This window comes from Vibrio sp. YIC-376 (assembly GCF_052353105.1).
Classification (GTDB): domain Bacteria; phylum Pseudomonadota; class Gammaproteobacteria; order Enterobacterales; family Vibrionaceae; genus Vibrio.
On sequence record NZ_JBBWFK010000001.1, the window covers coordinates 847,914 to 862,392 of the forward strand.

Below are 14,479 nucleotides of genomic sequence, written 5' to 3' on the forward strand. Positions count from 1 at the left end.
ATGCAAAGTGTGTACAACACTTTTGATAGTAAAGATATGCAGTAATCTACTTCACATCTTTGATACGTTTAACCAACTGACTGAGTTCTGGATTGCTGCTCTCTAACTCTGTGTACATTGGTTGAACGGCAGCGACAAAAGCAGCCTTATTAGGTTGAACAAAGGTCACACCCATACCTTCTGCTTTTGTACGCTCACTTGCTTCTGATTCAGCCCAAAGCTCTTTCATGTATTCAGACGAATCTTTAGCAGCTTTCATTAATGCTTCCTGCTGTTCTGCTGTTAGCTTGTCATAGGTTTTCGTTGAAATAACAAGAACATCAGGAACCATTGTGTGTTCATCTAAGCTGAAGTATTTTGATACTTCACTATGACGACTTAGGCTAAACGATGGAATGTTGTTTTCCGCCGCATCCACCACGCCTTGTTGCAATGCGGTATAAAGCTCACCATAAGCGAGCGGCGTTGGGCTACCACCAAGAGACTTAACCATAGCGATTGCTGTTGGACTTGGCTGAACACGAACTTTTAACCCCTTCAAATCCTCGGGTGTGTTAATAGGTTTTGACGTGTAAAAACTACGCGCACCTGCGTCGTAGTACGTCACGCCGATAAAGCCACTTTCTTGCGAAGAATCAAGAATTTCTCGCCCTAGATCACCACCAGTTACATTGTAATAATGCTCTTTATCTCGGAACAAATAAGGTAAGTTGAAAGCGGAATAGGCAGGAGAAAAAGCTTCTAGTTCTGCAGCATTACTTTTAACCATGTCCAACGCACCGTTTTGCATCAATTCCATCGATTCGCGTTGCGTTCCCAGTTGTGCATCTGGATAGATGCGGATGTTCACCTCGCCATCAGTCAAGTCTTTAACTTCTTTAGCAAACTGACTCATCGCTTTGTGTACCGCGTGATCGCGGGGATGGTTGTGACTTAACTTTAGAGTCGTCGAAGCATAAGCAGAAGAGATAGTACCAATACTCAGTGCTGCTCCAACTAGGCTGAAGACTAGAGTTTTACGCATGTTCATTGAATTCTCCGTTTTATTATTGGTTTACCATTTTGTAGGGCATGTTCGTTTCGCAATCAATAATCAGACTAAGAACCCTAGTTGTCAACCAAAACATCCAAGTAAATGACCAATATCACATAAACACCACTCAAATTGGTCAACCAATTCAAATGTGAAGCGGCTCACGTGAAAAAATTATCGACAATTTTATAATCTTCTCGATTACAGCGTGTTTTGACATTCAACACACGAGACTATGAACCCACTTTGGTATACCAATTATTAAAACGTGGGCATTATATTTAAGGGAATGAACATGAAAAGACTGGTCGGTTTTATTAACAGAGGTCTAGCTGCCTTTACTATATCTCTATCCACCTTCCTGGTTTTCTGCGTAGTGTGGCAAGTAATATCACGTTACGTCGTCGGTAAACCGAGTACGATTACAGATGAATTAGCACGTTACCTATTTATGTGGGTAGCCTTAGTTGGCGCTGCATACACCACTGGTCTGAAACGTCATTTAGCTATCGACTTGCTGACGATGAAACTAAGTGGCAAGCGTAAACTGATTAATGAACTCTTTATCCAAATAGCGATTGCAGCGTTTGCATACATAGTCCTTGTCCATGGCGGAATACAACTAGCAGCGAAAACATTAGCAACTGGTCAAGTAACTCCGGCATTGAACTTACAAATGGGCTATATCTATTTCTGCCTACCCATCAGCGGCGCTCTGATGATTTTTTATTCTGCTGCTTTCTCTTACGAGCACGTGAAACAACTTATTTGTGGCCGCACCTTAGCTACCGAATCAAAATTTGACTAATACGAGGACCCTACGATGGATTGGCAAGTCATACTCACTCTGTTTGGAACATTTGCAGTGCTGCTGACACTTGGTATACCCGTGTCTTTTGCAATAGGACTTTCATCTTTAGCAACAATTTTAATGGGGCTACCTTTAGAACCAGCTATTGCAGTTGTAGCGCAACGCATGGCGGCAGGCCTGGATAATTTCGCTTTGCTGGCAATCCCATTTTTTATCCTGGCGGGTAATATTATGAATCAGGGCGGTATCGCGCTGCGCTTAATCAACTTCGCTAAAGTACTTGGAGGGCGCTTACCTGGCTCACTGGCTCACGTTAATGTCATGGCTAATATGATGTTCGGGTCTATATCCGGGTCAGCTGTAGCTTCTGCCGCAGCCGTAGGTGGCACAATGTCACCCCTGCAAAAAAAAGACGGATACGATGAGCACTTTTCAGCGGCGGTTAACATCACCTCCTGCCCTTCTGGCCTTTTGATCCCGCCAAGTAATACCTTAATTGTTTTCTCGCTGGTTTCGGGCGGCACATCAATAGCGGCATTGTTTCTAGCCGGATATATTCCTGGCATTCTGATGGGCTTAAGCATCATGCTTATTGCCGGCTTCATTGCAAAACGTAGAGGATATCCTGTTGCTGAGAGACCAACACTCGCAATGGTATGGAATACATTCTTGAAAGCCGCACCATCACTAATGCTAATCATCGTTATTATGGGTGGCATCATAGGTGGCATTTTTACAGCGACAGAGGCCTCAGCCATAGCCGTTGTCTATACATTTGTGCTGGCTGTTTTGGTTTACCGTGAAGTGAAGTGGACTCAGCTTCCTAAAATTGTTCTTGAGTCAGCGGTCACAACCTCTATTGTTTTATTGCTCGTTGGCGCTTCGATGGGCATGTCTTGGGCGATGGCAAATGCCGATATCCCATATATGATCGCAGATGCCCTGCTTTCGATCTCTGAAGATCCAATGATGATCCTTCTCATCATCAACGTCATTCTTCTTATCGTCGGTATCTTTATGGATATGACACCTGCCGTACTTATCTTTACTCCAATTTTCCTTCCAATTGCGTTGGATATGGGTATCGACCCCGTGCACTTCGGGATCATGATGACGTTCAACCTCGCCATCGGTATCTGTACGCCGCCCGTAGGTAGCGCTCTATTTATTGGTTGCTCGGTTGCTGACGTTTCAATCGATAAAGTCATTAAGCCGCTGCTCCCTTTCTATGGCGCACTGATTGCGGCATTGCTTGCCGTGACCTTTATTCCTGAACTGAGCTTATTCTTACCTAATTTAATTTTAGGCTACTAATCCCCCTCATTGATTAAACACCACTTCGTCGAATTCTACCCGGCGAAGTTTTAAGGACGAAAAATGAAAAATATTGCTAATACCACACTTAACTCCGATGTTTCTCTGCCTAAGTACGACCGCAACAAATTAAAAAGTCGTATAGTCCACCTAGGTTTCGGAGCATTTCATCGCGCTCACCAAGCATTATTCACCAATGAAATGCTGGAAAAAACGGGCAGCGATTGGGGGATCTGCGAAGTGAATCTATTTGGGGGCGAAGATTTGATCAAATCATTGCGCTCACAAAATCATCTTTACACTGTAGCCGAAAAAGGCGCAGACAGAACCGACGTTAAAGTCATCGGTTCTGTGACTGAGTCACTTCACCCAGAACTGGATGGTATTCAAACTGTGCTGGAGAAAATGGCCGAACCGCAAGTGGCGATTGTCTCTATGACCATCACAGAAAAAGGCTACTGCGCTGATCCAGCAACCGGCAAACTGGATAAGAATAACCCACTCGTTCTAGCCGACCTAAAAACACCTCAAACGCCAAAGTCTGCTCTGGGCTATATCGTTCAAGCACTTAAACTTCGTCGTGATCGTGGTTTGACTCCGTTTACCGTGATGTCTTGTGACAATGTTCAGGAAAACGGACACGTTGCAAAAGCAGCGATTCTCGAATTCGCACAATTACTTGATCCTGAATTCCGCGATTGGATTGAAACCAACGTGACTTTTCCTTGCACTATGGTTGACCGCATTGTGCCAGCCGCAACGGAAGAAACACTCTCCGAAATTTCAGCTCTCCTTGGCAGTGATGATCCTTGTGGTATTGCCTGTGAGCCATTCCGTCAATGGGTCATCGAAGACAATTTCGTCGCGGGAAGACCTGATTGGGATATTGCAGGAGCAGAGTTTGTCGAAAATGTTGTGCCATATGAAGAGATGAAACTAAGAATGCTAAACGGCAGTCACTCATTCCTTGCGTACCTTGGCTATCTTGGTGGCTATGATCACATCTCAGATACTATGACTGATGAGGGCTACCGCAGAGCTGCATTCAATATGATGATGAAAGCTCAGGCTCCGTCTCTCAACATGCCGGAAGGAACGGATTTACATTCATACGCGACGCTTCTAATTGATCGTTTCACCAACCCAAGTCTTAAGCACCGTACATGGCAAATTGCTATGGATGGTAGCCAAAAAATCCCTCAACGAATGGGGGGGAGCTTAAAATACCACCTTGCAAATGGCACTGATTTTTCATTGATCGCCACTGCCATTGCCGGATGGATGCGTTACGTTTCTGGTATTGATGAAGCTCAGAACCCGATTGATGTGCGAGACCCTATGGTTGAGCAACTTCGTACTATTTGTGACTACCATGGACTCAATGTTTCAGTCGTTCAAGCTTTGCTTAGTGTGGAGGCGATTTTCCCACCTGAACTTGGGCAGAACACTTTAGTGATTGAAGCGGTAAGCCGCGCTTACCAATCCTTACTGGATAACGGTGCACGAGCCACTGTTGCAGCACTATAGGGATCCTAACGATGAAAGCTTTTATGTGCGAAGATTTTTTACTGTCGACTGAAACCGCCCGTCGTCTATACCATGAGCATGCCAGTAAACAACCTATTTACGATTACCATTGCCACCTTAATCCTGCAGAGGTAGCAAACGATCGTAACTTCGAAAACCTGACTCAAATTTGGTTGGCCGGTGATCATTACAAATGGCGCGGCATGCGCTCCGCGGGAGTTAGCGAGCAACTGATTACTGGTGATGCAAGTGACTACGACAAGTACCTCGCCTGGGCCAATACAGTACCTCAAACACTCGGGAATCCTTTGTATCACTGGACTCATCTAGAACTACGTCGCCCATTTGGCATCAATAATACGCTATTTGGATCAGAAAATGCCGACACTATATGGCACCAATGCAATGAGATGCTCGCGTCACCTGAGTTCTCCGCACGTGGCATTATGCAGCAGATGAATGTTGTTATGGCCGGGACTACGGATGACCCAATTGATTCGCTTGAACACCACCGCACTATCGCGCAAGACAGTAGTTTTGATATTGCAGTATTACCGAGCTGGCGTCCTGACAAAGCATTTAAAATCGAATTAGAAAGTTTCGCGGGTTATATCCTTCAATTGTCTGAGGTTACGGACATAGAGATCGCCACTTTTGACGAACTGTGCGATGCATTAGAAATACGTTTACAGTATTTCAACGAGCACGGCTGCAAAGCCGCAGATCATGGTATTGAAGTTGTTCGTTTCGCTAATATCCCTGAAAAAAGTGTCCTAGACGATATTCTCGCTCGTCGTCTTAATGGTCATGTTTTAAACGAAAGAGAAGTTGCTCAATTTAGTACGGCACTTCAAGTCTGGCTGGGCCAGCGCTATGCCAAATTGGGTTGGGTGATGCAACTCCATATTGGTGCACAACGTAATAACAACAGCCGCATGTTCAAACTATTGGGTGCAGATTCTGGTTTCGATTCAATTGGAGATCGTCCGTTTGCTTTTGAACTCGCCCACCTGCTGGATGAGATGGATAAATCTAATGAGCTGCCTAGAACTATTTTGTACTGCCTCAACCCTAGAGACAACGAAATGATGGCAACGATGATTGGTAACTTCCAGAGCGGTGGCATTCCGGGCAAAGTGCAGTTTGGTTCCGGTTGGTGGTTTAACGATCAGAAAGACGGCATGCAGCGTCAGATGGAACAGCTCTCACAACTTGGCCTGCTAAGCCAGTTTGTCGGTATGCTAACTGACTCTCGCAGCTTCTTATCCTACACCCGCCACGAATATTTCCGCCGTATTCTATGTGACATGATTGGTCGCTGGGCTGAAAATGGCGAAGTCCCGAACGACTTATCACTGCTTGGCCCAATGGTTGAGAATATTTGCTTTGGTAATGCCAAACGTTATTTTGAAGAGAGGGCTTAAGCAATGAAACACATCGCCATTATCGGCGAGTGTATGATTGAGCTGAACGGCAAGCCGTTCGGCCCTATGCAACAGACTTACGGCGGAGACACTCTTAATGCTGCCGTGTATCTTTGTAGAGGGCGTGAAGCCAATTTACACCCTGAAAAAATTAAAGTGTCTTATGTTACCGCACTGGGTACCGACCCTCTTAGCGAAGGTATGCTTAACCGCTGGGAGCAAGAAGGAATAGATACGTCGTTTACACTACGCGATCACCATAGATCTCCAGGACTGTATCTTATTCAACTCGACGATCAGGGCGAACGAACATTTTTATACTGGCGTAATCAATCTGCGGCGCGCTATATCATGCAGCATCCCCAAATTGCCGATATCGAGTCCGCATTAGCAAACGTCGACATGGTTTTCTTAAGTGGTATTAGCCTTGCCATTCTACCTGAAGAGGATCGGGTTGAGCTTCTGAGCTTATTATCCGAGCTACGTCAGAATGGAGTGGAAATAGCCTTTGACAGCAATTTCCGCCAAGCACTCTGGCCAAACGACAATAACGCTACCGTCAAGTTCATCTACGAAGCTATGTACCAGTTGACCGACTTAGCACTAGTAACGTTTGATGACGAGCAACAATTGTGGGGTGATGCAACACCATCACGCACACTTGACCGATTGATAAGCCTCGGCGTACGCCGTTGTGTAGTCAAAACAGGACCGGATGGATGCTTAGTTCAGGAGACAGGAAAGGAAGCCCGCATCGTCACCACTACCCCTGTTGAGCAGGTGGTCGACACAACGTCTGCCGGTGATTCATTCAACGGAGGCTTTCTATCGGCATACCTAGACGGAAACGGATTGGTCGAGTCATGTCATAGAGGTAACCAACTTGCCGGAACCGTAATTCAGCATCGCGGTGCGATCATCGATAAAATTTATACTCAATCAGCTTTAAAAGCTCAATAAGGAAGAAAAATGTCTGACATTATTCAACAAATCAAAGATCTAAAAATTATTCCTGTTATTGCCATCGACAATGCTGAGGACATCATTCCTTTAGGTAAAGTGTTGGTTGAAAACGGGCTGCCAGTAGCCGAAATTACTTTTCGCTCAGAAGCGGCAGAAAAAGCTATTCGCCTACTACGCGAGTCGCAACCAGAGATGTTAATCGGCGCTGGTACCGTACTTAACCGTGAGCAGGTTATTGCAGCAAAAGAAGCAGGAGCAACCTTCATTGTTTCTCCGGGTTTTAATCCAAACACCGTGCGCGCCTGTCAAGAACTCAATATCGAAATCATTCCTGGGGTGAATAACCCAAGCGCTGTTGAAGCAGCTCTTGAGATGGGTCTTACCACGATGAAGTTCTTCCCAGCAGAACCATCTGGCGGAATTAACATGGTCAAATCTTTGCTAGCGCCTTATACCAATCTGGATCTGATGCCGACTGGTGGTATTAAACCTTCTAATATCAACGATTATCTCGCTATCCCACGAGTAATCGCTTGTGGCGGTACCTGGATGGTTGAAAAATCCTTAATTGAAAAAGGAGACTGGGACGAATTAGCTCGGCTCACCCGCGAAGCAGTTGCGTTGATTCAATCCTAAAACGTGAAACAGAGTGTTTTTAATAAGACACACAAAGAGTGTTTATGCATGCGTTAAGTCTTAGCAAAATCTCTTGATTAGCCCTTAATCAGGATGATTACGCGGTATTGACTATTACGACTTATTGTCAGTGAGGCGATAAGTCGTTCGTAATGTGGAGATGTCACATGGAAACGTGGTTAGCACAAAGTGTTGGCGGCATAGCTTTTATCATAGGCTTAGCCGCATTTTTGCAGAAAAATGACCGTCGCTTTCGAATTCAAATGGTTATATTTTGCTTTTTTATGGCCATTCATTTTTTCCTCATGGGTGCATTAGTTGCTACCATTGGAGTGATATTTAATGGCTTGAGAAGTTTAGCCTCTATTAAAACTCAATCTAAAAAGGTCATGTGGTTTTTCATTCTATCGATGTGGGCGATGACATTGCCTAATGTCGATAGTATTTTTGAAATTATTACAGTATTCGGATCCTCTATCGCGACTTGGGCACTATTTACAAAACAAGGTATTAAGCTCAGGCTATTTATTTTATTCAATTCCTTCTGTTGGATAACACATAATATTTGGTTAGGCTCAATCGGAGGTTCGATGGTTGAAGGATGTTTTATTTTTACGAATTTAATCACTATATACAGGCTATACAATTTAAGTAAAAAACAACCTATAACTCAAGTCGTTACTACAGATTGATACCTTATTACATAACTCATTACGGTGTCATATTCTGAATATATTTCATCGTACTAAATCCATTGAAAAATGCTGGTTTAATTTAAGTCCAGTTAAGCTAAGTTAAATTATCTATTTTTTTCTCACCGCTTCAAAGTTTCATTTCCCTATCCTAAAAGCACTTAGGTCAACCAATTTGGTTAATTGGTAGATCAATATCTCAATATTAAAACTATTTGGTTGATCAATATTTAATCCCTGTTAACTTTTAACTGAACCCTACAACAGGAAAACAACAAATGAAAAAATCTTACTTCTGCCTTACTCCTCTGGCGCTAGCCATTTTATTGAGTGGCTGCAACTCCAATGACAAATACGATCAACCAGTATTGGGGACACGAGTAGCGACAGTTCTCGAGAAAGACGGCTATCAGTTCAAAGACCTAAACAAAAATGGCGAACTTGATCCGTATGAGGATTGGCGTAAATCAACTTCCGAGAGAATTTCTGATCTCGTAAGTCGCATGACTCTCGAAGAGAAAGTCGGCATGATGCTTATTGATACTATGAATGCAGCACCATACGGTCAGACCAACGAAACCCATGTCGATTACATCGAGCAGCAGAAGATGAATCGCTTTATATTCCGAAACTCTATCTTAACTCAGGATGAGGTAGACGCGTTGGAAGTCTCTGAACGTAATCCAAGTGGTGATGTAATTACAGGCCGCAGCAGTGCTCCGATTTCACCAAAAGAAGCGGCTCAGTACATGAACTCTGTACAAGAGCTTAGTGAAAAAACACGTTTAGGTATCCCTTCTCTGTTCAAGTCTAACGCGCGTAATCACTTAGACCCAAATGCCAAACCAGGAATTAACGTATCAGCTGGCGCATTCTCGGAATGGCCTAAAGAAGCAGGTTTGGCTTCCATGGCTTTAAGTGATGGTAACATGCAGGGAATCGAAGAGTTTGCGGAAATCATGAGAAAAGAATGGCATGCCATTGGTCTACGCGGTATGTACGGTTATATGGCCGATCTGTCTACAGAGCCTCGTTGGTATCGTGTACATGAAACTTTCTCTGAGGATTCAGATCTAACCGCAGATATCATGACAGCTCTAGTTACCAAGCTACAAGGTAAAGAAGTCAGTAATGAAAGTATTGTTTTGACTATGAAACACTTCCCAGGAGGCGGCCCACAATTTCTAGGTTTAGATCCACATTATTTAGCCGGTCAACATCAAAGCTACCCAACCAATAATTTCGACTATCATGTAAAACCGTTTAGCGCAGCTATTAAGGCAGGTGTGGCATCAATCATGCCTTACTACGGTGTCGTTGGTGGTGGTGAATGGAAATTAAGTGATCTAGCAGCAGGTCAGACAGTCGCTGATGATGGTACTAATCTCTATGTTGGAACTAGCACGTCTGATGGGGAAGATCTCTCATTAGCTGACGTAGTTTCAAGCCGCGTACAATATACTATTAGGGTTCCTAGTAACGATTACAACACAGAAGCTACTGCCGGTACACCGACAGGTAACGTTGGTGTTGCATTTTCGGCTGGTATTCTTGATGGTCTATTACGTCAACAATTGGGCTTCACTGGGGTAATAAACTCGGATACCGGTATCATTAATGAGCCTAACATTGGTCTACCAGACGACGAAACTGTGCAAAATAACCGTGCCTGGGGACTTCAAGATAAGTCCAAAAACGAACTGTTTAAAATCGCAATTGATGCTGGAACCGATGTGTTCTCTGGTTTCCACCTGAATGCTGACATCCTGAGTGCAGTGCAAGAGGGAGAAATTCCGGAATCCCGCATTGATGAATCTGTAACGCGCCTGTTGACAGTACAATTCGAACTAGGGTTATTTGAAAATCCATACGTCGACGCTAGTCTGGCAAACCGCATTGTCGGCAGTGCAGAACATCAGGCCAAAGCCGATCTTGCGCAACGTAAGTCAATCGTACTGCTAGAAAACCAAAATTCACTTCTTCCACTACCATCTGGTGCAGATGCATCTAGCGTGAAGCTGTACACCCTGGGTGTCAACGAAGGCGTTGCTGAAGATTACGGATTTACGGAAGTGACAGACATGAATACAGCTGATAAAGCCGTAATACGTGTTCGTGTTACAAACAAAAACACTGGCTTACTAGTCTTTGGTGGAGCCAAATTTGATGAAGTTGACGTACTTGACTTCACCAATATGGCAACAGCTGAAACATGGGATATCAGTCCTTCCCTCGCGGAAATCCAGCAAGTTATGAGCGCGGTTGGAGCGGAAAATACCGTACTTTCAGTTTACTTCCGACAACCGTTCGTCATGGATGATGAAAGTGGTCTTAAGAATGCGGGCGCAATTCTCGCGACCTTTGGATCTAACGATGAAGCTCTATTCGACGTTCTTACAGGCCAATTCTCACCGAAAGGTAAACTGCCGTTTGCTCTAGCAAACAAAGCTCAAGCGATCGTTGATCAGGCATCCGATGCTCCTGGTTACTCGGAAGCAGATACGCTATATGAGTTTGGATACGGAAAAGACGGATACTGATAGACCAAATAAAAGTAGTGTTAACTAGAACTTAAGAACCGAAAGGCGCTGGACTCTATCTCCTGATGCCTTTCGACTTTCATTATGTTTATCAACAAGTCGAGAGATAAAGTAAAAACGTCAAATCAATCTATTAGTTCGAAGCTCAACTATTTTTTCATTAAGCGCAACTTTAACGAGGAATATATGTTCAAGGGGAACTTATCAAACCTAGACGGGGAGCAGATACTCTCCCCTGCTCTGCTCTACTCAACATAATAAAACATGTAAAACACCAACTAGATCAATCTATTGATAACAGGCGATATTCGATAAAAGGCGATGATGTATTTTTCTTTGTTGTTGATGACAACACTGAAGTTCTGGAAGCCCGAAAAGCAGAAATTCACAAAAAATATATTGATGTACAAATTTTGTTAGAAGGTGAAGAACGCTTTGGCTTCAGCGTACACCCATTTCTCAGTATTAATGAAAATTTTCTAGAAGAGCGCGACATTGCATTCGGTGAAGAAATTATCAACGAACAATATATAGATTTGAAGAAAGATGATTATGTAATTTTTAATACAGAGCAACCTCACCGACCGCTTATTTCAGTCAACCGACCAATGTCAGTGCGCAAAGCGGTAATCAAGATTTCTAGAACATGGTTGGAGGCCCAATAATGAAAAGACTTCAATGGAACGACGAACAAATTCAGCATCAAATTTATCTCGAGGCAACTGGTCAGCAATCGCATATAACCATGACGATTATCAAGGATGTTGAACCTGAAGTATTAACTTTAACCCTCGATGTCGCACTGAAAGAACTGCAACAAACATGGAGCGGGGTTGCTTCCCCAGTGTCGGATGCATTCGATGATGGCACTCTGTACTCGCAAGTACGCTGCTTATTTAATTTAGAACAGGGTTGTGTCGTTTGGATGGTAAACCACATAACACTTCCAAATGGTGCGAAAATGTCTGCTGATAAGTTGGCCTATTTACCAGGATTGGTAGTAAGATCTGGAAAATTAGTGGCACTCTGAATCCGTTAAGATTGGATGAGGTTTAGCATTTACTGTGACAGCCCAAAGCGTAGACAAAACAAGATGAATAAAAAAAAGACGGTCAAATATGTTATTTTTGATTGTGACGGGACTCTGATTGATAGTGAGCGATGGTGTATTCAGGCTCAGGTCGATACCCTTAACTCTGTGGGAGTTCAAGTGGAGTACGAGTGGCTCAAAAATCATTATCAAGGAATTAAAATCCATCACATTTTTGACAGTTTGGTATCGAATAAGTCGCTGCTTTCTGACGGCGGTTTAGAGCAGTTAATTGCTAGATACAGGGTGAGATGCAACCAACTCTTCGTTGATCATTTAACTCCGATAGATGGCGTTAATAAGGTGTTGGATACACTGATCAGTAATCAAATTGAAGTCTGTATCGCGTCGAATGGCCCTCATGAAAAAATGGACACGACGTTACAGCTAACCGGGTTGCAGCACTATTTTGAGGAAAGGATCTTCAGCGCGTTTGATGCCAACAAATGGAAACCTGATCCTCTTTTTATTCAATATGTTATGGATAAAATGCAAGCCACTGCGGATGAATGTCTATTTGTCGACGATTCACTTGTAGGAGTGGCAGCGGGTGTGGAAGCTGGGGTGACAACCCTGTATTTTGCACATGCCGATCCAGATAGTGAACCGGCTGAACGAAGCCATTTGTTACACAAGATACATCATCTTACCGACGTTCTTAAATTTGTGTAATCCAATCTAAATCGAGGTAGTTAGAAAGAGCCATTCAATCTAAGTAGCTAGAGAATACTCGTTTCACAATCAGAGCTGTAATCATAGCTAAGTTGGTGCTCCTCCTAAGCCTACCTCACTTGTTCCACTTGCTTTGCACGACAAAGCCCCGTCAGCAATAGCTGCGTAGTCTATTTAAGGTACGTTTGTGGGCTCAATGAGAAAATAAACGTACTTTTACCTCGGGTATGCCCCTTAAGAATCGATTCGAAAGCCTGTTGCGCATCAGAAAACAGGAATTGCTCACTAACCTTCCACTGATATCGGCCTTCTGCGACGCCCTGTACTACCTTAGCTAAGTTGGCTGGATTCCGTTTTACCCATATGTTCTGGACACGGGTTGAAGAAACCGGACGACCAGCAATGGTACCAATAAAGCCATTGGGTTTTACCCGTGCCAATGAGGCTTGTGTGGCCTCTTCATTGCCTACCATATCAATAGATGCATCGAATAAGTCAGGATGAATATCTTTCAGCCGACCAATCAGGCCAGGGCCATATACTACCGGCTCAGCACCGAGCGATTTCAGATAGTCCTGATTTGCCTCAGATGCAGTCGCAACCACATGAATTCCAAGCTCTTTGGCTATCTGAACAGTAATAGAGCCGACGCCGCCGGAAGCTCCATGAATCAGTAGAGTCGATACGGGGCCAACCTCCTGAAGAATCGTCATCGCCGTCTGTGCCGCTCCTGCTAATGAACCAGTTATCACCCAGTCAACATTAGTAGGACGAGCAATTAGATTGCTCAAAGGTACATCAATAACCGTTGCATGTGTAAAGCTGGCACCGGAGCCAAGCACTTCGTCACCGACAGACCAGCCTTCAGTACCGAGAGGCAACTCAACAATCACACCTGCAAACTCGGTACCGAATGTCTGTGGTAGCTGGCCATGGCGAAACTCCCCTGTCATACGACGAGCATCTATAGGGTTGATACCGGCCGCACGTACTTCTATGCGGGCCATGCCTGCGGGCAAGTCAGGCAATTCGCTCTCCACAAACTCCAAAACACTGGATGGACCGTATTTTCGAGCTATTAGAATATTGCTTTTCATAATGTCTCCTGATTCAGACATGTTATGCCGAAATCGCGCTGATTTGATCTTTGGCTATAGAGATAGCATTCGCTTTAATGTCTTCCCCCATAGCCAAGCCTTCAGCACGAATAATGGATACATCTGTAAGACCAATAAATGCAAGGGCTGACTTGAGGTAACTTTCCTGATGCTCAAGCGCAGTTCCGGTACTCCCCTCGGAGTAAATGCCACCACGGGTCGATGCAATGAACACCTTCTTTTCCTTTGGCAAAAGCCCTTCTGGTCCATTCTCTCCATATCGGAATGTCTGACCGGCAACAAGAACACGATCGATCCATCCCTTTAACTGAGACGGAATCGATAGGTTGTACATTGGTGCTCCGATAACAATGATATCCGCAGCAAACACTTCATTGATGTACGTGCTACCCAGCGCAATATCCTGACCAAGTGATGGTGACTCAGGCTCACTACCCTGAAACACTGCCAGATGTGAATCAGAAAGGTGTAACGCAGCATCTTCAACAAGATCCCGATAAGTGACTTCCGAGCCCGGATTAAGTGTTTGTTGCCTTTCAACGATGTCTGCCGAAAGGGTACGACTAACCGAATAGCCTCCAAGAATGCTGGAATCGATATGTAGAATATTCATAAATACAAAAAACCTCTTAATTATATTCCTGATACTCACAAGAGCA

Annotated in this window: 14 protein-coding genes; 11 read left to right on the forward strand and 3 right to left on the reverse strand. The window is 44.1% G+C overall.

What is annotated here, in order from left to right:
• Positions 1–46: 46 nt before the first annotated feature.
• Complete coding sequence (locus tag WJM94_RS03790; protein ID WP_444492897.1) at positions 47–1,030, reverse strand: TRAP transporter substrate-binding protein; 984 nt, start codon at positions 1,028–1,030, stop codon at positions 47–49.
• A gap of 298 nt (positions 1,031–1,328) precedes the next feature.
• On the opposite strand from WJM94_RS03790, the gene WJM94_RS03795 reads away from it, so the two are divergent.
• From WJM94_RS03795 to WJM94_RS03845, 11 genes are all read left to right on the forward strand, one after another.
• Positions 1,329–1,841, forward strand: coding sequence for a TRAP transporter small permease (locus WJM94_RS03795; RefSeq protein WP_444492898.1), 513 nt, complete (start codon positions 1,329–1,331; stop codon positions 1,839–1,841).
• Positions 1,842–1,856: 15 nt separating this feature from the next.
• Positions 1,857–3,158, forward strand: coding sequence for a TRAP transporter large permease (locus WJM94_RS03800; RefSeq protein WP_444492899.1), 1,302 nt, complete (start codon positions 1,857–1,859; stop codon positions 3,156–3,158).
• 63 nt (positions 3,159–3,221) lie between these two features.
• On the forward strand, positions 3,222–4,685 hold the full coding sequence (locus WJM94_RS03805) for a mannitol dehydrogenase family protein (protein ID WP_444492900.1): 1,464 nt from the start codon (positions 3,222–3,224) through the stop codon (positions 4,683–4,685).
• Positions 4,686–4,696: 11 nt separating this feature from the next.
• The gene (uxaC, locus tag WJM94_RS03810) at positions 4,697–6,109 is read left to right on the forward strand and encodes a glucuronate isomerase (RefSeq protein WP_444492901.1); all 1,413 of its coding nucleotides are present in this window, start codon (positions 4,697–4,699) and stop codon (positions 6,107–6,109) included.
• Between the two features lie 3 nt (positions 6,110–6,112).
• The gene (locus tag WJM94_RS03815; protein WP_444492902.1) at positions 6,113–7,069 is read left to right on the forward strand and encodes a sugar kinase; all 957 of its coding nucleotides are present in this window, start codon (positions 6,113–6,115) and stop codon (positions 7,067–7,069) included.
• Positions 7,070–7,078: 9 nt separating this feature from the next.
• Positions 7,079–7,708 carry a bifunctional 4-hydroxy-2-oxoglutarate aldolase/2-dehydro-3-deoxy-phosphogluconate aldolase gene (locus tag WJM94_RS03820; RefSeq protein ID WP_444492903.1) on the forward strand — a complete coding sequence of 210 codons (630 nt, stop codon included), beginning with the start codon at positions 7,079–7,081 and terminating at the stop codon, positions 7,706–7,708.
• 167 nt (positions 7,709–7,875) lie between these two features.
• Complete coding sequence (locus tag WJM94_RS03825) at positions 7,876–8,400, forward strand: YgjV family protein (protein WP_444492904.1); 525 nt, start codon at positions 7,876–7,878, stop codon at positions 8,398–8,400.
• 278 nt (positions 8,401–8,678) lie between these two features.
• Positions 8,679–10,940 carry a glycoside hydrolase family 3 N-terminal domain-containing protein gene (locus WJM94_RS03830; RefSeq protein WP_444492905.1) on the forward strand — a complete coding sequence of 754 codons (2,262 nt, stop codon included), beginning with the start codon at positions 8,679–8,681 and terminating at the stop codon, positions 10,938–10,940.
• A 290-nt stretch (positions 10,941–11,230) separates the two neighbouring features.
• Positions 11,231–11,605, forward strand: a complete 375-nt coding sequence (locus WJM94_RS03835) for a YhcH/YjgK/YiaL family protein (protein ID WP_444493003.1) — start codon at positions 11,231–11,233, stop codon at positions 11,603–11,605.
• On the forward strand, positions 11,605–11,970 hold the full coding sequence (locus tag WJM94_RS03840) for a hypothetical protein (protein WP_444492906.1): 366 nt from the start codon (positions 11,605–11,607) through the stop codon (positions 11,968–11,970). The genes WJM94_RS03835 and WJM94_RS03840 overlap by 1 nt, the downstream gene beginning before the upstream one ends.
• Positions 11,971–12,033: 63 nt before the next feature.
• Positions 12,034–12,702, forward strand: coding sequence for an HAD-IA family hydrolase (locus WJM94_RS03845; RefSeq protein ID WP_444492907.1), 669 nt, complete (start codon positions 12,034–12,036; stop codon positions 12,700–12,702).
• 170 nt (positions 12,703–12,872) lie between these two features.
• Here the strand turns inward: WJM94_RS03845 and WJM94_RS03850 are convergent, their stop codons facing one another.
• A complete protein-coding gene (locus WJM94_RS03850) occupies positions 12,873–13,799 on the reverse strand; it encodes an NADP-dependent oxidoreductase (RefSeq protein ID WP_444492908.1) in 927 nt (308 codons plus the stop codon).
• A gap of 22 nt (positions 13,800–13,821) precedes the next feature.
• Positions 13,822–14,433: an FMN-dependent NADH-azoreductase gene (locus WJM94_RS03855; protein ID WP_444492909.1), complete on the reverse strand. Its 612-nt coding sequence runs from the start codon at positions 14,431–14,433 to the stop codon at positions 13,822–13,824.
• Positions 14,434–14,479 lie beyond the last annotated feature (46 nt).